The sequence below is a fragment of the Exiguobacterium sp. s183 genome (assembly GCF_018617655.1).
Taxonomy (GTDB): domain Bacteria; phylum Bacillota; class Bacilli; order Exiguobacteriales; family Exiguobacteriaceae; genus Exiguobacterium; species Exiguobacterium aestuarii_A.
On record NZ_JACSKN010000002.1, the window covers coordinates 428,554 to 447,363 of the forward strand.

General features: G+C 50.0%; 19 protein-coding genes and 2 other annotated features. Of the genes, 3 read left to right on the top strand and 16 right to left on the bottom strand.

All coding sequences use genetic code 11. The features are described from left to right. Positions 1-20: 20 nt before the first annotated feature. From trpA to trpD, 5 genes are read right to left on the bottom strand one after another with little or no spacing between them, the layout of a single operon-like run. A complete protein-coding gene (gene trpA, locus KNP62_RS07660) occupies positions 21-788 on the bottom strand; it encodes a tryptophan synthase subunit alpha (RefSeq protein ID WP_214784961.1) in 768 nt (255 codons plus the stop codon). After that, a complete protein-coding gene (trpB, locus tag KNP62_RS07665) occupies positions 785-1,972 on the bottom strand; it encodes a tryptophan synthase subunit beta (RefSeq protein WP_214784963.1) in 1,188 nt (395 codons plus the stop codon). Before trpB ends, trpA begins: the two co-directional genes overlap by 4 nt. Next, the gene (locus KNP62_RS07670; protein WP_214784965.1) at positions 1,969-2,523 is read right to left on the bottom strand and encodes a phosphoribosylanthranilate isomerase; all 555 of its coding nucleotides are present in this window, start codon (positions 2,521-2,523) and stop codon (positions 1,969-1,971) included. Before KNP62_RS07670 ends, trpB begins: the two co-directional genes overlap by 4 nt. Next, positions 2,499-3,260: an indole-3-glycerol phosphate synthase TrpC gene (trpC, locus tag KNP62_RS07675; protein ID WP_214784967.1), complete on the bottom strand. Its 762-nt coding sequence runs from the start codon at positions 3,258-3,260 to the stop codon at positions 2,499-2,501. Before trpC ends, KNP62_RS07670 begins: the two co-directional genes overlap by 25 nt. After that, entirely contained in the window at positions 3,257-4,246 is a 990-nt protein-coding gene (gene trpD, locus KNP62_RS07680; RefSeq protein ID WP_214784968.1) for an anthranilate phosphoribosyltransferase, read from the bottom strand. The genes trpC and trpD overlap by 4 nt, the downstream gene beginning before the upstream one ends. A gap of 55 nt (positions 4,247-4,301) precedes the next feature. Next, positions 4,302-4,529, bottom strand: a binding site (T-box leader). Positions 4,530-4,577: 48 nt separating this feature from the next. Further along, positions 4,578-4,807 (bottom strand) — a binding site (T-box leader). Between the two features lie 194 nt (positions 4,808-5,001). Here trpD and KNP62_RS07685 point away from each other — a divergent pair. After that, the gene (locus KNP62_RS07685) at positions 5,002-6,363 is read left to right on the top strand and encodes an amino acid permease (RefSeq protein ID WP_214784970.1); all 1,362 of its coding nucleotides are present in this window, start codon (positions 5,002-5,004) and stop codon (positions 6,361-6,363) included. Between the two features lie 85 nt (positions 6,364-6,448). On the opposite strand, the gene KNP62_RS07690 is transcribed toward KNP62_RS07685, so the two are convergent. The 3 genes from KNP62_RS07690 to KNP62_RS07700 form a co-directional block, all read right to left on the bottom strand. After that, positions 6,449-7,975 (bottom strand): murein hydrolase activator EnvC family protein, encoded by a 1,527-nt coding sequence (locus tag KNP62_RS07690; protein WP_214784972.1) that lies wholly within the window; start codon positions 7,973-7,975, stop codon positions 6,449-6,451. 421 nt (positions 7,976-8,396) lie between these two features. Continuing rightward, complete coding sequence (locus KNP62_RS07695) at positions 8,397-8,762, bottom strand: DUF423 domain-containing protein (protein WP_214784974.1); 366 nt, start codon at positions 8,760-8,762, stop codon at positions 8,397-8,399. Between the two features lie 12 nt (positions 8,763-8,774). Beyond that, positions 8,775-9,380: a trimeric intracellular cation channel family protein gene (locus KNP62_RS07700; protein ID WP_012727503.1), complete on the bottom strand. Its 606-nt coding sequence runs from the start codon at positions 9,378-9,380 to the stop codon at positions 8,775-8,777. Positions 9,381-9,473: 93 nt separating this feature from the next. Here KNP62_RS07700 and KNP62_RS07705 point away from each other — a divergent pair, with 93 nt between their 5' ends. Then, positions 9,474-11,111, top strand: a complete 1,638-nt coding sequence (locus KNP62_RS07705) for an ABC1 kinase family protein (RefSeq protein ID WP_214744786.1) — start codon at positions 9,474-9,476, stop codon at positions 11,109-11,111. On the opposite strand, the gene KNP62_RS07710 is transcribed toward KNP62_RS07705, so the two are convergent. Continuing rightward, the gene (locus KNP62_RS07710; protein ID WP_214784976.1) at positions 11,050-12,633 is read right to left on the bottom strand and encodes a GNAT family N-acetyltransferase; all 1,584 of its coding nucleotides are present in this window, start codon (positions 12,631-12,633) and stop codon (positions 11,050-11,052) included. The two genes, KNP62_RS07705 and KNP62_RS07710, sit on opposite strands and share 62 nt — an antisense overlap. Beyond that, positions 12,630-13,142, bottom strand: a complete 513-nt coding sequence (locus KNP62_RS07715) for a glycerol-3-phosphate acyltransferase (RefSeq protein ID WP_214784978.1) — start codon at positions 13,140-13,142, stop codon at positions 12,630-12,632. Before KNP62_RS07715 ends, KNP62_RS07710 begins: the two co-directional genes overlap by 4 nt. A gap of 92 nt (positions 13,143-13,234) precedes the next feature. Between KNP62_RS07715 and KNP62_RS07720 the strand changes: the two genes are divergently transcribed. Continuing rightward, positions 13,235-14,647 (top strand): NAD-dependent succinate-semialdehyde dehydrogenase, encoded by a 1,413-nt coding sequence (locus KNP62_RS07720; protein ID WP_214784980.1) that lies wholly within the window; start codon positions 13,235-13,237, stop codon positions 14,645-14,647. Positions 14,648-14,693: 46 nt separating this feature from the next. Here the strand turns inward: KNP62_RS07720 and KNP62_RS07725 are convergent, their stop codons facing one another. The 6 genes from KNP62_RS07725 to KNP62_RS07750 form a co-directional block, all read right to left on the bottom strand. Continuing rightward, the gene (locus KNP62_RS07725; protein ID WP_214784982.1) at positions 14,694-15,326 is read right to left on the bottom strand and encodes an HAD family hydrolase; all 633 of its coding nucleotides are present in this window, start codon (positions 15,324-15,326) and stop codon (positions 14,694-14,696) included. A 116-nt stretch (positions 15,327-15,442) separates the two neighbouring features. Continuing rightward, positions 15,443-15,808 (bottom strand): rhodanese-like domain-containing protein, encoded by a 366-nt coding sequence (locus KNP62_RS07730; RefSeq protein WP_214744795.1) that lies wholly within the window; start codon positions 15,806-15,808, stop codon positions 15,443-15,445. Positions 15,809-15,917: 109 nt separating this feature from the next. Next, positions 15,918-16,196 carry a DUF5327 family protein gene (locus tag KNP62_RS07735; RefSeq protein WP_214784983.1) on the bottom strand — a complete coding sequence of 93 codons (279 nt, stop codon included), beginning with the start codon at positions 16,194-16,196 and terminating at the stop codon, positions 15,918-15,920. 62 nt (positions 16,197-16,258) lie between these two features. Continuing rightward, entirely contained in the window at positions 16,259-17,545 is a 1,287-nt protein-coding gene (locus tag KNP62_RS07740; protein WP_214784986.1) for a DUF2252 domain-containing protein, read from the bottom strand. A gap of 13 nt (positions 17,546-17,558) precedes the next feature. Next, positions 17,559-18,509, bottom strand: a complete 951-nt coding sequence (gene msrA, locus KNP62_RS07745; RefSeq protein WP_214784988.1) for a peptide-methionine (S)-S-oxide reductase MsrA — start codon at positions 18,507-18,509, stop codon at positions 17,559-17,561. A gap of 82 nt (positions 18,510-18,591) precedes the next feature. Beyond that, positions 18,592-18,774 carry a hypothetical protein gene (locus KNP62_RS07750; RefSeq protein ID WP_031422036.1) on the bottom strand — a complete coding sequence of 61 codons (183 nt, stop codon included), beginning with the start codon at positions 18,772-18,774 and terminating at the stop codon, positions 18,592-18,594. Positions 18,775-18,810 lie beyond the last annotated feature (36 nt).

Consider the following 18,810-nt stretch of genomic DNA (forward strand, 5'->3'; position numbering starts at 1 on the left):
CAATCGAAGCGCCGGTTTTCTTATGCATGTATGTGCTTTGCCGATTGGATCAACGTCTCGACGTCATCTGTTCGTCCTTCATGAAGTGCCTCGACGATGAAGCTCCCGACGACGACACCATCACATGCTTGTCCTAACGTCTGCACTTGCTCCGGACGATGTACGCCGAATCCTGCCAAGACAGGAACGCGTGACTGCTCTGTCAATCGAGTCAAATAAGCGAGTAACTCGTCCGGAAACACATCGGCTTTCCCAGTCGTCCCTTTGAGCGTGACCGCATAGACGAATCCTTCCGCTTTCTCTAGGATGGATGCCGTACGCTCTTCGCTACTTGTCAATGTAACGAGCGGGATGACGGCGACGTCATGCCGGTCGATATCTGCGAATAATTGGAGACTCTCTTCAAACGGGAGATCCGGAATGATAACCCCGCTTACGCCACATTCATTCGCCCGGTCAAAGAACGGTTGAACCCCGAACCGAAACACTGGATTCAAGTATGTCATCAAGACGATTGGAACGTTAAATTGATCATTTCCTTCTATTAAATGGTTTAATACCATTTCGAGCGTCACACCTGCTTCAAGAGCACGCATTCCTGCCGCCTCAATGATTGGACCATCTGCCACCGGATCGGAGAAGGGAATTCCGAGTTCAATCGCCGTCGCACCCATCCGTTCTAGTTCTACGATGGTCGGGATGAGTCGGTCCATCCCGCCATCACCAGCCATGATATATGGGACGAATGCTGCCCCTTCTCGCTCTCGAATCGCTGTTTCTAGTTTCATCGTGTCGCCACCTTCTCTCGGATTGTGTGGACGTCTTTGTCTCCGCGCCCTGATAAACAAATCACTAATGTTTCGTCCTCACCCATCGTCTTCGCGAGCGTCTCCGCATAAGCGAGAGCATGTGAGGATTCTAAGGCAGGAATGATGCCTTCTTGTCGACTGAGTGCGAGACACGCATCGAGTGCCGCGTCATCCGTGACGGCTGCGTACCGCACCCGCTCGATGTCTTTCAAGAAGCTGTGCTCTGGTCCTACCCCCGGATAGTCGAGCCCGGCTGAGATTGAATGTGCCTCCTCGATTTGACCGGCCGCATCTTGCAACACATACATGAGCGAACCATGTAAGACACCGACTTTCCCTTTCGTAAGGGTTGCCGCATGTTTATCTGTATCAATGCCACTGCCTGCCGCCTCGACACCGTAGAGGGCGACCGACTCATCGTTCAAGAACGGATAGAACATGCCCATGGCGTTACTTCCTCCTCCGACACAAGCGACGACGGCGTCTGGGAGACGTCCGGTCTGTTCGAGGATTTGACGACGCGTCTCTGTCCCGATCACGCTTTGGAAGTCACGAACCATCTGCGGGAACGGGTGCGGTCCGAGTACAGAGCCCATCACGTAATGCGTATCGTCGACATGTTTGACCCAGTAACGAAGCGCTTCATTGACGGCATCTTTTAACGTACGGCTGCCTGATTTGACAGGGACGACTTTCGCTCCGAGCAGTTCCATCCGAAAGACGTTCAACGCTTGGCGCTCGACATCGACCTCACCCATGAAGATGGTGCACTCTAAATCGAGTAATGCACATACCGTCGCAGTCGCGACGCCGTGCTGACCGGCACCTGTCTCCGCGACGACTTTCTGTTTCCCCATCCGTTTCGCGAGGAGCGCCTGCCCGATTGTGTTATTGATTTTGTGGGCACCGGTATGGTTCAAGTCTTCCCGTTTCAAATAAACGTTCGTCCCGAGGCGACGACTCAAGTTCGATGCATAATAAAGCGGCGTCTCACGTCCTACGTATTCACTTAATAAAGAAGAGAAGCGTTCTTGAAACTCAGGGTCTTGCTTCGCCTCTTCGTAAGCGACCTCTAATTCTTCGACCGCTTGCATGAGCGTCTCCGGAATGTACTTCCCACCATATTGTCCAAATTTCCCGTTCACTGGTTGTGCATACATCATAGTTCCTCCTTGGCGCGTTGAATGAACGCACGAATTTTTTCGATATCTTTCACACCGTCCGTCTCGACACCGCTCGAGACGTCGACGCCGTCTGGTTGAATCGTTTGAATCGCTTGTCTCACATTATTCGGGGATAGGCCGCCCGCTAGCCAAAACGGACGTTCCGGCCGATCGATTGCGTCCCAGTCTAATACTTGCCCACTTCCCGGATTCGGATGATCCATCAATCGGACATCCGCCGTCTCCTCGGTCGACGCATCGATAATCGGTAACCCGAAGATGCGGAGTTCTTCCATTGATTGTGTCCGATGGTGAATTTGTAAATCCGTCAGCCCCACGTCCATCGCTTGCTCGATGTCTTCCATTGAAGGACTTAAAAACACACCAACGATTCGAACCGATTCCGGGATCTGTGTAGCTAGCGTCTTTGCTGTCGTCACGTCGATTTGACGAGAACTTGGCGCGAATACGAACCCGATGGCATCCGCCCCCGCCTCGACCGCTGCTTGGACAGCTTCTTCTGTCTTTATTCCACAGATTTTAACGAACATGTTTTCAACTCCTCGAGTAGCCGGGTCGGGTCTTCTTCACGCATGAGTGCTTCCCCGACGAGAATGGCGCTTGCCCCGGCTTCTTGTAAGCGTGCAGCTGCCTCGACTGTGCTGACTCCACTTTCGCTGACGAACGTGACGTCGGGGTAGCGTTTCATCAAATCGATCGATGTCTCGAGGGATACCTCGAACGTTTTTAAGTCTCTGTTATTGATGCCAATCAACACGTCATCGAGTTCGAGTGCAATGCGTAACTCTGCCTCATCATGTACTTCGACTAAGACGTCGAGACCAATGGAGCGGGCATATCGCGTCAACTCGTGGAGGCGTGTCGGATGAAGGGCTGCCACGATGAGAAGTGCGACACTCGCCCCGTAATGCTTCGCATAGTCGAGTTGTCGTTCATCGATGATGAAATCTTTACAGAGCACCGGGATTGTGACGACGTCGGCGACTTGTCGTAAATCGTCAAAGGAACCGTTGAAATACGTTTTGTCTGTCAGAACGGAAATCATTGTCGCACCGGCTTGTTCATATTGACGAGCTCGTTCGGCAACGTCGACCGTTTCTCGAATCATTCCTTTTGAAGGAGACGACCGTTTAATTTCCGAGATGATATGGAATCCATCATTCATCATAGTTAAAAGAGCGACCGGTTTTGTCACAGCAACATCAATGGGCTGCATGCGACTAACCTCTTCGATTTTCGTTCCGATGATTTTCGTTAAATAACTCATGCCTCTACCTCCGTACGTTGTAAGTGTTGTAACACGCGCAATGCGTGTCCTTCGTCAATGCTTCGTTTCGCCTCTTTCACTCCCTCCCGGAGCGTTGAAGTCGTGCCGTACGTACAAAGGGCCAGCGCCGCGTTCAGTAAGACGACGTCTCGTGCCGGACCTGTTTCTCCGTTCAACACGGCGAGCAGTGTCGCGGCGTTCTCTTCCGGTGTCCCTCCGCGTAATGCTTCGAGTGGCGCCCGCATTAAGCCGACATCTCGTGGGTCGACCGCGTAACGCGCCGTCTGTTCCCCATCAAAGAAGTACACATCGTTCACACCAGCAAGGCTCGCTTCATCGAGCCCTCCCGCACCGTGTACGACCATGCCACGCTCTACGCCAAGATGCCGCATCGCGGTCGCCATTTTCTCAAGTAGCGACGGATGATAAACACCGATCAATTGTCGTTTCGGACGAAGCGGATTCGTCAACGGTCCGATTTGATTGAAGATGGTCGCCGTTGCGAGTCGTTTCCGGACCGGCATGACGTGCTTCATAATCGGATGGACATGTTGGGCGAAGAGGAAACTCAAATTCGTTCGCTTCAAGTCGGCATGTACTTCTTCTGCCGTCTTCACGATTGGAACGTTCAATGCCTCGAGGACGTCGGCACTTCCCGATCGACTCGATACGCTTCGGTTTCCGTGTTTGGCGACCGGAATGCCGAGACCGGCTAGGACGAACGCGACGGTCGAACTGATATTGAACGTGTGCGCCCCATCGCCGCCAGTGCCACACACATCGAGTATCGGTAAATCAGTCGGGGGGAACTGTGCCGCTTCACAGATGTACGCCGCGAGTCCCGCCATCTCTTCTGCCGTCTCCCCGCGTTCTTTCATCGCGAGTAGCACCCGTTCGATTTGCGCCTCATCCGCTTGGAACATCTCGCTTGCTGCCACTTTCATATCTGCTGTTGATAATGCGTTTGTCTCCAATTGTTGAATCATCGTCTGTTCCCCCTCTAAAAATGTGTATAAAAAAACTCCACACGACAGTCGTCGTATGGAGGACGGTTCTAGACCGCGGTGCCACCTCTCGTTGATTCCAAAGAATCCACTCTCCGATGCAATCACATCGTATCCCGATAACGGGGGAAACCGTCACGACCTACTTCATTCAGCCATGCTCTCATGAGTCCATTCACGCGGACGCCTCGGTCAGGATCTCACCACCCCTGACTCTCTGGACGAAACGTCTTCTCGCGCTACTCTTCTCAATCCTCGATTTGTGTTATTGAAACGAAAAAGGGGTCACCCGTCTCCTCATAGCTTACGCTACAAGAAGGACGAGTAACCCCGTGGTGCCACCTTCGTTGGTTCTAACAGAACCCACTTCACGGACAATCATCCGCTTCCCCATGATAACGGTGGGTAACCCGCTAAAGCCTACTCAAAGTTCGGTTTAGAGCTCAGAAGTCCATTCGCGACGTCCTATATACTGATTCGCACCACCCATCAGCTCTCTGTCATACAGGATTCGTCGTTACTTCTCTTCGTCGACGCCTTTATTCGTTTCAGTTAAGTTAACTCGTACTATACAGGGCGGATCATTCCATGTCAAATAAAAAAATTAAAAAAACTTTGCCTCTATATGTGCACTCGAAAACAGGGAACCTTCACCGATTTTTCGAATTGACATCGTTTTTTTCCGTCTGCTATAGTCGTCCACAACAACATTTCACTCAACTAAAGGAGAATCGATTTTGGAAACAAACAAACTAAAACGTGAGCTGTCCACCCGGCAACTTACGATGATTTCCCTCGGGAGTGCCATCGGAACCGGGCTTTTCCTCGGAAGCGGGCTTGCCATTCAAACCGCTGGTCCGAGCGTGCTCGTCAGCTATGCCATCGGGGCGTTCATCGTCCTCTTACTCATGGGTGCACTCGCCGAAATGACGGTCGCTCATCCAACATCTGGATCATTCGGAACGATTGCCGAGCGCTATGTCCATCCACTCGCAGGCTTTCTCGTTCGTTACTCTTACTGGGTCGCGAACGTACTAGCTGTAGGGGTTGAAGTCAGTGCCATCGCCATCTATATGCGTTACTGGTTCCCGGATGTGAACGGGTTCGTTTGGATCGCCCTCTTCGGTGGACTACTCATTTACGTCAACGCCCGTCACGTTCATACGTTCGGAACAACCGAATACTGGTTATCATTTATCAAAGTAACTGCCATCATCCTATTCATCGTCCTTGGTGCCGCTACATTGTTCGGCGAACCAGGATCACCGATCGAATCGATCACGACAGGAAACGAAGGATTCTTCGCTTTCGGATTTTACGGGATGTGGGTGACGATTTTTATTTCCCTCTTCAGTTTTCTCGGAACCGAACTCGTCGCCGTCACTGCAGGTGAAGCAAAAGACCCGGACCAAGCCGTACCACGCGCTTTACGCGCTACCGTGTTCCGCTTGACGTTCTTCTATGTCGTCACGCTCGCCATCATGCTCATGCTCATCCCATGGCAGCAAGCAGGGATCGATCAAAGTCCGTTCGTGCTCGTCATGGAACAGTTTGATGTCCCGTTCGCGGCAGGCATCCTCAACTTTGTCATTTTGATTGCTGCCTTGTCTGCCATGAACGCACAGCTTTACGCGTCGACACGTATGATGTACTCACTCGCGGAAGCCGGTGATGCACCGAAAGCATTCAAAACAATCAGCAAAAATGGCATTCCGATGTTCGCGCTACTCGTTTCAACGGGCGGGATCGTCCTCGCTGCTTTACTACAAGTATTCATGGAGTCATCGTATCCGTTCTTAATGGGGATCTCGATGTTCGGAGCCATTTTCACTTGGTTCATGGTCTTCGTCTCCCACTTGTTCTTCCGTAAGAAATGGACTGGGCGAAAACTTCCTGTCCGCATGATGGGGTATCCGTTCCTCCCATTGCTCGGAGCAGTCTTACTCCTCAGCCTAATGATCACGACATGGTTCACGGACTTCAATATTTTGCTGAAGTTCGGCATCCCGTGGTTAATCGGCTTGACGATCATCTACTACGTGCGTGAACAAATGCGTAAGAAACAAAATCATTCAAGTGATATCGAACAAGCCAACTAACAAGCATCCCTTCGCGACAGTGGAGGGATTTTTTGTACGCACGAAAGCCCCTTTCGCAATCGAAAGGGGCTTTCTGTATGAGGCATCAGAAGAACTGACGCGGGTTGACCGTGCTACCTGCGCTCGTTGCCGAGTATGAGTAGCCGCCTTTATGAATCTCAAAGTGCAAGTGCGGACCTGACGAGTTCCCTGTGTTTCCAAGTGTCCCGATGTTCGACCCTTGTGTCACACGCTGTCCTGAGCTGACAGATACCGAGTTCATATGGGCATAAACTGTCGTCCAAACTTGACCGTTGATGACGTGCGCGATCATGACGTGGTTCCCGTATGCGCCACCCCAACCTGCACGAATGACCGTACCTGTCGCAGATGCACGAATCGGTGTCCCTGTTGGACCCGCGATGTCTACACCGTTATGGAACGTGTAGCCATACGCACCGCTCGCCGGACCCCATCCTTGTGAGTAGCGTCCTGAAGCCGGTTGAATGAACATCGAGCTAGATGGTGCTGGTGTCGACGTCGTCGGTGCCGGTTTTGGCGCTGGAGCTGGTGCTGGCTTCGGTGCCGGCGCCGGTTTTGGTTCAGGTTTTGGTGCTGGTGCTGATGAAGCCGTGTTGTTTGAAGACGACGAAGACGGGGTATTCGTCTTATTGTCCTGCTTTTGTTGTGCAGCTTGCTTCTGTTGTGCAGCTTCACGAGCCGCTTCCGCTTCTCGTGCTGCCTCCGCCTTACGAGCTGCTTCAGCTTGACGTGCAGCTTCTGCTTGGCGTGCTTCTTCTGCTTTACGTGCCGCCTCTTGACGAGCTGCTTCTTCAGCACGACGACGAGCTTCCTCTTCCTCACGACGTTGTGCTTCGATTTCAGCCGCAATCGCCTGTTCTTGTGCGACTAACGTCGCTTCAATCTCTTGAAGATCGAAAATTTGCGATTCGAACTTAATGTTCTTCTCTTCAAGCTCTTTGATGCGTTTTTCACGTTGCTTCATCTTCTTCTCAAGCTCGGCTTGACGAACTTCGAGTGCTTTTTGCTGTTCGAGAAGTGAAGCGCGTTCTGCTTTCAAGTCAGCCTGTGCTTCTTTCAACGACTTTTGTGTCGCTTCATAGTCATCGAACAATTCTTGGTCACTTCGCTGGATTGTTCCAGCCGTAATCATACGCGTGACGAGGTCAGAGAGATTTTTTGAACCGAAGATGAATTCAGCCCAGTTGATCGATCCGCCACCGTTCTTTTGCATCGTGGCCATCCGTTCTTTCATCATTGCTTCTTGTGCCTTCATTTTTTCTTGGTAATCTTTAATGTCGGCTTCAAGATCCTCGATTTTCATCTCGGTACGCTTGATTTCTTGGCGCTTCATCGCGACATCATTGATGATGTCTTGCAATTGTGCGTCCATTTTATTGACCTCTGCCTGAACTTTTGAAATCTCTTCTTTGTTCACTTCAATCTTTGAAGACGTGTCGGCTTGGTCTTTTTTCACGCTATTGCGTTTTTCTTGTACTTTTTGTTGTTCTTCTTGCTTTTCTTTAATCGAAGTCGATGCATCGGCAACTGTATGTGTGCTGATGAGCATCACACCAAGCGTCAGCGTCGAGACTGTGCGTTTCCAATTCATGAATGGGGTACATCCTTTCTTAAATAACAAACGTGGGTACCTACTACACTACATATTTTTAAAGCCGTTTCAGTATGTAACAAAAACGATCATTTAGTTAAGTTTCAACACGACTAATTATATCTAACTGTTAGATATTTTCCTGTTAAAGTTATATTTCAATTTTATTACGCACGAACAGGCGCACAGGCAACGAAATCGTCTAACTTATTATTTATCAATACCTTTTTAAATCGTTCGATTTGACATCTTCCTGTAATGTTTTATGTAAATAGAGAACGCTTTACCCTATTTTCAAATAGTAATCTGATTACATCTTTTTAAGGTTTCCAATTGATGGAATGACCCCTCAAAAAAATCCACGCCCTTGCCTCATGTACACATGAGCAAAGACATGGATGTCGATTTGATCGGCCTTCTGTTATAACTTTGTTGCGCCAACAATCACAAAGATCCAAGCGGCGATGAATAACACGCCACCAATCGGAGTCACGGCTCCGAGTTTTGTGATCCCCGTCAACGCCATGACGTACAAGCTTCCCGAGAAAAAGATGATTCCGGCAAACATGAGCCATCCGGCAATGTTAAATTGGCTGATGCTCACACGCATGAGCAGTGTCGCAATCCCAATGATCCCGAGTGCGTGAATCATATGATAAAGCACCCCGGTCTGCCAGTTCGCCAACATATTCGGTGACAGTCTCTCTTTTAAGGCATGGGCACCGAACGCACCGAGTGCCACGCCGAGTGCCATCAATCCGGCACCAATCATTAATAAGATTTTCATTTCCGTTCCCCCTTATCTGACTTTACGTGCTGGTAAATTCCACTTCCGATAGTAGGATATCACTCGAAGTGTCGCTACGACAATTAATAGTGCATAGACGGCAAGGCCACCTTCGAGCTTGAAGTAATACGTGATGACCGCGATGAGAATCGCCCAAATCGCGTACACTTCCGATTGTAAGACGAGCGGTTTACGCCCGGCCAGTAAGTCGCGGACCACACCACCCCCGACACCTGTCAGGACAGCCGCCGCAATCGCTGCCGATAATGGCAAATCTAGCTTGATGGCGACTTGTGCTCCTTGGAAGGCGAAGGCGACCAAACCGATGGCATCGACAATGACCCCCCAGCGTTCCCAATGTGGCAATACGACACTCGGTAGCAGGAAGATGAGGAGTGCGACAAGAAAACATAAAATAAATAAATCATTCTGTTGCCAAATCAAACTGACGGGGTTTCCTAATAGGACGTTTCGAATCGCACCGCCCCCAAAGGCAGTGATAAACGCGAGTAGCCACACCCCAAAAATATCGTATTTTTCATCCATCGCAATGATGGCTCCGCTCGCCGCGAACGCTATCGTTCCGACGACGTTGAGCAATTCCCACTCCATGAACATCCCTTGCCCTTTCTTCAACGCATTGTATGGTAAAGTATAGTTACAAAAAATCAGGTCAGTCGAGCGACTGTCGTAAAGGATGTCGGTATTACTATGAAACGTATCGCTTTGTTCCGTATATGGATTATCGTCACCATGTTCGCCCGATTCATCATTCGGCTATACGCCTTTTCACGTAAACAACAACAAGGCGTCGCCACGACAGAAGAATATGAAGCACTCATGCTCAAGCTCGCGCGTGAGTATAAACGAAATGCGTTAAGACTCGAAGGCTTATTAATCAAGCTCGGACAATTTCTATCCATTCGTGCGGATTTATTGCCACCGGCCGTCCTGAATGAGCTCTCTGAACTCGTCGACCGTGTCCCGACATCGGGTTGGGAGAAGTCGCGCGCGATTCTAGAGGCTGAATGGGGCGTTCCTTACTCGCAAGTCGTCAAAGACGTCGGAATCGATGCCGTCGCCTCCGCCTCGATCGGGGAAGTATACGGCGCCACATTGCTCGAAAACGGGAAACGGGTCGCCATCAAAATTCAACGTCCGAATATCGAAAAAATTATTCGTACGGACTTCCGTGCTATGCGAATTGTCACGTCGATGTTGAAGCGGACATCCCTCGCTAAATCGACCGACTTAGATAGCTTATATCGCCAAATGATTTTTGTCATCGGGGATGAACTAAATTTTCAAACCGAATTAAAAAATGCTCTCTATTTTAAAGCAAAATATGCTGATAATCCGGACGTTTATATCCCGGATTATCACGAGCATCTCTGTACGAACCGTGTCTTGACGATGGACTGGGTCGATGCACGACGCATCACCGACCTCGCCTTCTTGAAAGAAAATGACATTGATCGCTCCGCACTAGCCGAACGGTTGTTCACGCTCGCCGCCGAACAGTTGTTGTTCGGTGGACAGTTCCATGCCGACCCACACCCCGGAAACGTCCAAATCCGGGCAGACGGCACCATCATCTTACTCGACTTCGGTATGGTCGGACAGACGACGGCACATGACATGGCGACGATTCGAAACATTCTACAGGCGTTCATCTCGCTCGACTATGACAGTATCGTCGATGGACTCGAAGATTTACGATTCCTGTTACCGACGGCGAACAAACAAAACATTCGCCAAGCACTCGAAAAGGCCGTGACGTTTTATTTGGAGACCGATATCGATACGGTCGATACAAGGTTGATCGAGAAAGTATTACAGGATATTCAGTTGCTCGTCAAAAACGAACCGATTCAACTCCCGGCGGAATTTGCCTTCTTCGGGCGAGCCGCCTCGACCTTGCTCGGCATCCTGCAAATCCTCGACCCGAAAATCGACCTGTTCACACTCGGTAAACCGATTGTCATCGAATGGCTCGAGGAAGACGGGACAACGCTTCAAAACCGATATGTGAAGACCGGGATCAACTACGCGAAGAAGTTATTGAACGTCCCGCCGCTTCTCGACAATTACTTAAAAGAACCGACGCGAAAACGCCTGTCGGAGCAAGCGATGTTCCAACGCAACTTGGAATCAAAAGAACTGTTGCACCGCCAGACGTTCAATGCCATCGTCATCTTGCTCGGGTTGCTCGTCGGACTACTCGGCTATATTCGACCAGATGAATGGCTGTTCTGGTCGGGCGGCGTCGTCTCCGTACTGGCTTACTTCAATTGGAGACGCCTCGGACGAAAAATTCGTCACTTGGCACGTCAGGATTTTCGAGTTTGAGCGAACCGTCACTCTCAGGAGTGGCGGTTTTTTGTCGCATCCACTCGGCAATATAAGCACCGACGTCACGCATCATGCGAGGTGTCGTCCAGCCCATCGTCGATACTTGGATGACGTTCGCTCGCTTCAAATATTCACTCTCGTATTGCACGAGATAACCTTGATACGACAACTGTCGACCGAGCTCGATTGAAGACTGTCCGAATGGGACCGGGATCGTGATGATACCGGGTGACTGGGCAGGATTCAGCTCGATCTGTAAGCCGTTCTCACAGAGTGAGTTGATCAGGACGATCATCTTCTCTTCGTGCGACGCGACTTCCGCTTCCGTCAGTTCATCCAATGCAATCGCCATCGCCGAAAGGAGCGGTTCGGATTGGGTGAAAGCAATCGGTTGATAGAGGGATAAGTCTAAGTAGCGAGGCACGTCTCGTAACGCTTCTGCTCGCCCTCTCATGGCAACGAACGCGAGACCTGGGGCGTTCCGTAGCGCCTTTCCTGAGGAGAAGGTCACAAAATCAGCAAAGGAATAGTCATAGACGAGTGTCCCAACAGCACTAATCGCATCGACGGCAACGACACCTTGCCACGCATGAAGTGGGGTGAGATCGATTAAAATTCCTAAGGATGTCTCACAATGCACCGTCCACACCCAGTCTGGTTTAATGCGTTCAAGTTCAGAAACATCCCACTTCCCTTTCCGGTCCGCTTGAATGACGTCAAACGAGAGACCAGCGCGGGATGCATGATCCATAAGACGTTCTCCGAATTCACCGGCGCATAAAATGACACCGTGTCCACTCAAGCGTGAAGCGACCGCATCATTGGCAACCGTGCCGCTTCCTAAGAGCGTATAGACGTAAGGAAGTCCGACTCGTTGCGTCAATTGTTGCTGAATGGATTTGAGCATGCGGCTCGTCTCGTTTGAACGGTGTGGGAGCGGCTGTCTCGAGAGTCTCGCCCTTACACGCTCCGAGCATTCGACAGGACCTGCAAGCAAACTCTTTGGCCGAAGCGTCGATGCTGACTTTGATTCATAAAATGCTGAACGCGTTAACACCATCGGCACATATCGCGCTTCCTCAGGACCGATTGGATCCGCAAATGGGACAAATCCGAATCGGTGATAGAGCACTTGTTCACGCGTCGTTCCGCTGATGACGATACCGTCGACTTCACGTTCTGTCGCATCTCCAATGACTGCTCGCATCAATCCGGCGAACGTACGATTGCGCCGATACGCTTTCTTCACAGCAAGCAGACGAATCTCGAGCCAATCCCCGTCAGGAACACACACCCCTTTTTGTTCTAACGAAAAAGGTCGTTCGCCACGTAGCGCGCACATGGCGACCACTTCACCGCCCGCTTCCCCAATCCAATATGTATTCTCTTCATGAAACTTGTCGACGAGTCGACGTTCTAGATTCGGCGGATGTTGCGGAATCTCTTCGACGAACGTTTCATAATTTAATCGATGAATGGCGTCAAAATCAGATGAACCGGCTTTTCGATAAACAATCATGCTTTCCCCTCCTTCACATGATGATAGACAATCACGATGGCAATGAGTGTGGCCCAGATGATATTTCCGATACTTCCAAGTGCAGCCAACGGAAGTAGGACGAGCATGATGAGGCCGGTCTCACGTGAATTACCCGTCACTTTAATCAAAAGTAATAGAATCAAGAGACCACCGATAAACCACCACGGGTCGTATGCCCATATGATTCCAGAAAAAACGGCATATCCCTTCCCGCCTGCGCGGATTCGCCAAAACGGATAAATATGACCGAGCGTGAGCGCTAGTGCCGTCTGCCAAAAATACGGTCCGCTCACCTGGAGGACAAGTATCGTCTTCAGCACGTCAAATCCATATACGATCAAAAACGCCTTCACCCCTCCGATGCGATGCGCATTGCGGGCACCGGTATTGTTTGAACCAGATGTCGCTAAATCATGACCACTTAACAACCCATAAAGTCTTCCCCCGAGCAGACTACCGACTAGATAGCCGACGATGATGATCCACATAGTATCCCCTCATTTTTTGGAAAATTGTGTGCGTTTCAGAAAAACGGGTATCCTCTAATTAACTGTGCACTTTTTGGAAAGGGGAAATCAAGATGCGAGAAGAGAAAAACTTCATTAACGGGGAATGGACAGAGACGGAACAGACAATCGAGGTACGCAACCCGGCCACAGGAAATGTGATGGCCGTTGTGACGAAAAGTGATACCGCCGAAGCGACACAAGCTGTCGATGCGGCGCATGAAGCGCTACAGGAATGGCAACAGAAGACGGCGGACGAACGAGGGGCTCTACTGAATGAGTGGCATCGTTTGATCGCAGAACATACAGAAGAACTTGCCCGGACGATGGTCGAGGAGCAAGGAAAGCCCCTGAAAGAAGCCATCGGTGAAATCAACTATGCGAACGGCTTTATCGACTGGTATGCGGCAGAAGGACGACGCGTGTACGGAGAGACGATTCCCGCCTCTTCGAACAAGAAGCGAATCTTCGCCATCAAGCAACCGGTCGGCGTCATCGCCGCCATCACACCTTGGAACTTCCCGGCTGCCATGATTACGCGGAAAGTCGCACCAGCGCTTGCTGCCGGCTGTACGGTTGTCATGAAACCCGCATCGGCGACTCCGTTGACGGCAATCGAATTAATCAAATTAGCCGAAAAGGCAGGCTTCCCAAAAGGAGTCATCAACCTCGTGACAGGGCAAGCGTCTGATATCGTCAAAGCGTGGCAACAAGACAAGCGGGTACGAAAATTGACGTTCACCGGGTCGACAGAAGTCGGGAAGATGCTCATGCGTGACGCTGCGGACACGATGAAAAAGATTTCCCTTGAGCTCGGAGGGCACGCCCCGCTCATCGTCACGGCCAAAGCTGACTTAGATAAAGCCGTCCCGCAAGCGGTCGCCACGAAGTTCCGTAACGGTGGGCAGACGTGCGTCTGTGCGAACCGAATTTACGTCGAACGTGCCGTCGTCGATGAATTCTCGGAGCGTTTCATCAAAGAGGTCGAAGCGCTGAAAGTCGGGAACGGGCTAGAGGAAGGAGTCGACATCGGTCCGCTCATCGACGACGATGCGCTCAGTAAAGTCGAAAAGCATATCGAGGACGCTCAAATTCGCGGTGGTGAAGTATACGGTGGTGAAGTATTGGACGGTTTATTCATTCGTCCGGCAGTCATCCGTTACGCGAATGAAGACATGCTCTGCATGAATGAAGAGACATTTGGTCCGGTTGCCCCAATCGCGACATTCGATTCACTCGAAGAAGTAATCAAACGAGCAAATAATACACCGTTCGGCTTAGCCGCTTATCTATTCACGCAAGACATCAACGAAGCGGTCTATTTAGCAGAGTCGTTAGAGTATGGAATCGTTGGTGTGAATGATGGTCTTCCGTCAACTCCTCAAGCGCCGTTCGGTGGATGGAAAGAAAGTGGACTCGGGCGTGAAGGTGGTCACCACGGCATCGAAGAATTTTTAGAAGTCAAATACATCTCACTCGGGTTGTAAGTATAGGCATACAAAAAGGCTTGTCGCATGTGCGACAAGCTTTTTCTTATCGGTTGACCCATTCGACTAAATCGTTCGGCGATTTGATGACGTGATCCGCAAGCGCCCACTCTTCTTCATTTCCAAATCCGAACCCTGTCAAAACGACTGGGAAATCATGTGCCCGTGCTGCCTCGACATCCGATTTGCGATCGCCGACCATAATATAGTCTGCCTCACCGTGACGGACACGGTGCGCTGTCAGAATATCCGCTTTCTTTTCGCCACTGACAGACTCCAAGCATTCCGGTGCCGTCATGTAGGAGCGAATCTGTTGCGTATCTAAAATCAAGTTCATGTAATGGACGCCGCAGTTGCTCGCCGTCGTCAACGTATGACCTTGTTCGTGAAGCGTCTCCAACATGTCACGAATGCCATCGAATAAGACGTTTTGCCCTTCCATCGTCTTCTCGAGCGTCGTGTGACGCAATCTACGAATGAGACGAATTTCTTCGAGCGTCGCTTCCGGGATGACATGCTCCCAAAACGCGTTACCTGCCAAGCCATATCCTGAACGGACCGCCTCTTCACTCGGTTTCGGAAGGTGAGGAAGTTCCTCGAGCGCCTCATGAATCGCCTGCGTCATCGGTCCAGTCGTATCTACTAACGTGCCATCGATATCAAATAAAATCACTGCCATTAGATGAATCTCCTCTCTTTCAATTGCTTCCCTTACCGTAGCAGAATCCCCGAAAATGCAAAAGAGAAAACGTGGTGACAAAAAAACGACTGAACCGATTCGTTCAGTCGCATCTATTATCCACGCCAGAAGTTCATTCCGCCTTTTACTGAATAGACGTCGGTATATCCGGCACTCTTGAGCATCGCTGCAGCGCGTTGGCTACGCATCCCGCTCTGACAGATGACATAGACAGGACGCTCCTTTTCTTTCGGATATTTCGCTTGAGCATTACCGAATCCGGATAAAGGTACGTTTTTCGCCTGCTTGATATGTCCCCCGCGGTATTCATGCGGCTCACGTACATCCAACAATTGAATGTTTCGCTCTTCTGCGATTCTACGCTTCAAGTCATCCGTCGAGACCGTTTTGACATTGTTACGACGACTCCACCAAAAATACACGATTCCAATGACGACCGCTACAAAAAGAAAATCCAACATATTCACGCCTCCATTTGCTTTTCATTTCTTACACCCATTATACCCCCCATGGTATTTAAGTCAATGAATGTGAATCCACAAAAAAAACCACATGTGTATCACATGTGGTTCAAAAATCGAGCAATGAATCGGATTTGGGTTGTTCGTCTTCTTCCATGGGAATCCCGAGGAAAGCGGCCATCTGACGATCAAGCGGAGGTTTTCCCTCACTCGCCGGTGTCGTCATTTGTGGCGCGCTGACAGGTTTCCCTTCAGACGTCTCCGCTAGCAGCAGTTCGCAAAAGCCCATCAACTTTGCCAAATGACGCTTTTGCACTTCGCCCGTCGACGACTCAATTTGTGTCATCACCTGACGCATCTGGGCGATGACTTGTTGTTCTGTAATCATGATCCTTACACATCCTTTACGCTTCCATTGTGCAGGATTTCCCCTTCGATTCGCAAGTGTCCTCAACGTTTCCTTGATTCGACCCAGTTCAAAAAGGCATCGTAATCAAAGCGAACTTGATTTGCATAAAAATCGGCCCATCTCGACAACTGCCGGATGAATAACGATGGGGAGTCCCCGATGGCCGCCGTAATTCGTTCACTCGCCGTATAATCTAGCACGTTAGACGTTGCATCGGCCCTTGCGTGAATTTTCGCTGTGATTTGTGCTTGCACCTTCAACGTCTCAATGAGTGACGTCTCGTCTTTCATATGCTTCGCCTTCACTTTTCGTTTGTACGGCGAACGCTGCCTGACATAGTACTCTTTCCCATCAATCGTCAAATAGCCGAGATAAGGGTCACGACTATGAACCATTGCCCGCTGCGCGGCAACGACACGCGCCCCTTGGTGCGACAATCCATTCTCAAATAGCGGATGCGTCGGCAGAAACAGCGATGGGACAGCCGACTGTGCCTGTTTCATCTCTAAAATGACATCTTCATCGTGCTCTTGATCGGCCCCTTCAATCAAAATATAATAACGCTCTAGACCGATGGAGGCCGTACCGCTTTGCAGCTTGATGGCGATGTCTTTGATTTCATAATGATCGGCGTGATGTCGATGCTCATCCGACAAGGAAGATAAATAATCTCCCCAACCCGCCTCGATTTTATCTCGTACTTCAGGCGAAACGGCAAGCAAATCGTCACTCGTTGAAAAATAACGTTCCTCGTCCCGTACTTCCGTCCGTTCGGACATAAATTCGTCTTTCTTTTTCTCCGCTTTTTTAATGACTTTCTTCACGGCTTTACACGTATTCTCTTTTGTAAATTGAATATGTTCACTTTTTCCTTTCGCATGCTTCTCAATCGCCTCCGCATACGAGCGTGCAAATGCCTCAATGGCTGCTTTACCGTCAAACCCCGACTCGGCCGCGAACAAATCGACAGAGACTGCCATCCGCAACAAGTCGAACAGATAGGAACCGATATACGCCTCGTCAAAGTCGTTTACGTCATAAATGATCGTACCGGCCCCGTCCTCGAACACACCGAAATTCTCAAAGTGCAAGTCTCCTTGAATGAACGTCGGATGGTTGGGACCCGTGTCAAACGCGATGGGGACTTTCGCAAAGTCGTAATAGAACAAGTGCGAGCTCCCTCGAAAGAAGGAGAACGGGCTCGAACTCATTTTGGCGTACTTCTCTTGTCTCGCTTCTTCCGAAAGATGTCGAATCGACTGGTCGTAAAAATCAAGGACGGTCCCAATCGTTTCGCACCGAATTTGTTGTTTGACGGCTGTGAACATACAACTCTCCCCTTCACTTGTTGAATAAGTGTTTATATTCCCCGTACCCAGCTTCTTCAAGCTCTTCTACAGGAATGAATCGGAGAGCGGCCGAGTTGATGCAATAGCGTAAACCACCGAGTTCTTTCGGTCCATCATCAAAGACGTGACCGAGGTGACTGTCACCTTGTTTTGAACGGACTTCTGTCCGGACCATGTGGTGCGTCGTGTCCATGTTCAAGTCGACTCGTTTCTCCTCGATCGGACGCGAGAAGCTCGGCCATCCACAGTTTGACTGGAACTTATCGTGAGATGTGAACAGTGGTGTTCCATCAACGATGTCGACGTATAATCCTTCACGTTCTTCGTCCCAGTATTCGTTTTTAAACGGCGGCTCTGTTCCGTTTTCTTGTGTGACTTTATATTGCATCGGCGTCAAGCGCTCACGGAGTGCCTGTTGCTTCTTCCGATCACTCCATGCTTCTTTTACGAATTTCGCGCGACCCGAGCCGACCCGGTACATTTCGTAGCGGAACGGATTCTTTTTATAGTAGTCCTGGTGGTAATCTTCCGCTTCCCAGAACGTTTTCGCAGGGCGAATGTCGACTTCAATCGGACGATCAAACCGTCCTGAGTCTTCTACTTCTTGTTTCGAGCGCTCCGCTGCGTCCCGTTGTTCTTCTGAATGATAGAAAATTGCCGGACGATACGATTCGCCTCGATCATTAAATTGTCCACCGCCGTCTGTCGGGTCGATTTGACGCCAATAGATGCGAAGCAACTCCTCATACGAGATGACCTCAGGATCGAACGTGATTTCGACCGCCTCTAAATGTCCCGTCGTCTCTGAACAGACTTGTTGATACGTTGGGTTGTCGACATGTCCTCCCGTGTAGCCGGAAATGACACGTTCGACCCCCTCATATTTATGAAACGGTTTGACCATGCACCAAAAACAGCCTCCCGCAAATGTAGCTTTTGCCATAAAAAATCCCTCCTTACTTTGTAGTGTACCCAAAAAAGTCGCAAGACAACAAAAAACGAGAACCACAAAATGTGTTCTCGTTTTAGTCTTCTTCGACTTGGTTCACATGACGCATCACTAAAAATAAGATGACTCCTACAATCGCAGCCCCTAAAAGCGTCAACACCATGTTATCTCTAGCCGATAAAGTATAAAAGATCGCTAATCCAATCAAAATGAGCGCAATCGGAATAAACGCTCGCTTAAAATGATCCCAGTAACGCACGGACAGTCCTCCTTTTCTCTTATCATACCAAACTTT

Bases quoted from the DNA above. Each gene is read 5' to 3' on its own strand.
- KNP62_RS07695 (WP_214784974.1), bottom strand. From the start codon at position 8,762: ATGAAAATCTTATTAATGATTGGTGCCGGATTGATGGCACTCGGCGTG.
- trpD (WP_214784968.1), bottom strand. From the start codon at position 4,246: ATGATTCAACAATTGGAGACAAACGCATTATCAACAGCAGATATGAAA.
- KNP62_RS07740 (WP_214784986.1), bottom strand. From the start codon at position 17,545: ATGTTCACAGCCGTCAAACAACAAATTCGGTGCGAAACGATTGGGACC.
- KNP62_RS07730 (WP_214744795.1), bottom strand. From the start codon at position 15,808: ATGTTGGATTTTCTTTTTGTAGCGGTCGTCATTGGAATCGTGTATTTT.
- KNP62_RS07690 (WP_214784972.1), bottom strand. From the start codon at position 7,975: ATGAATTGGAAACGCACAGTCTCGACGCTGACGCTTGGTGTGATGCTC.
- trpC (WP_214784967.1), bottom strand. From the start codon at position 3,260: ATGAGTTATTTAACGAAAATCATCGGAACGAAAATCGAAGAGGTTAGT.
- trpB (WP_214784963.1), bottom strand. From the start codon at position 1,972: ATGATGTATGCACAACCAGTGAACGGGAAATTTGGACAATATGGTGGG.
- KNP62_RS07710 (WP_214784976.1), bottom strand. From the start codon at position 12,633: ATGATTGTTTATCGAAAAGCCGGTTCATCTGATTTTGACGCCATTCAT.
- trpA (WP_214784961.1), bottom strand. From the start codon at position 788: ATGAAACTAGAAACAGCGATTCGAGAGCGAGAAGGGGCAGCATTCGTC.
- KNP62_RS07725 (WP_214784982.1), bottom strand. From the start codon at position 15,326: ATGGCAGTGATTTTATTTGATATCGATGGCACGTTAGTAGATACGACT.
- KNP62_RS07705 (WP_214744786.1), top strand. From the start codon at position 9,474: ATGAAACGTATCGCTTTGTTCCGTATATGGATTATCGTCACCATGTTC.
- KNP62_RS07670 (WP_214784965.1), bottom strand. From the start codon at position 2,523: ATGTTCGTTAAAATCTGTGGAATAAAGACAGAAGAAGCTGTCCAAGCA.
- KNP62_RS07715 (WP_214784978.1), bottom strand. From the start codon at position 13,142: ATGTGGATCATCATCGTCGGCTATCTAGTCGGTAGTCTGCTCGGGGGA.
- msrA (WP_214784988.1), bottom strand. From the start codon at position 18,509: ATGGCAAAAGCTACATTTGCGGGAGGCTGTTTTTGGTGCATGGTCAAA.
- KNP62_RS07700 (WP_012727503.1), bottom strand. From the start codon at position 9,380: ATGTTCATGGAGTGGGAATTGCTCAACGTCGTCGGAACGATAGCGTTC.
- KNP62_RS07735 (WP_214784983.1), bottom strand. From the start codon at position 16,196: ATGATTACAGAACAACAAGTCATCGCCCAGATGCGTCAGGTGATGACA.
- KNP62_RS07720 (WP_214784980.1), top strand. From the start codon at position 13,235: ATGCGAGAAGAGAAAAACTTCATTAACGGGGAATGGACAGAGACGGAA.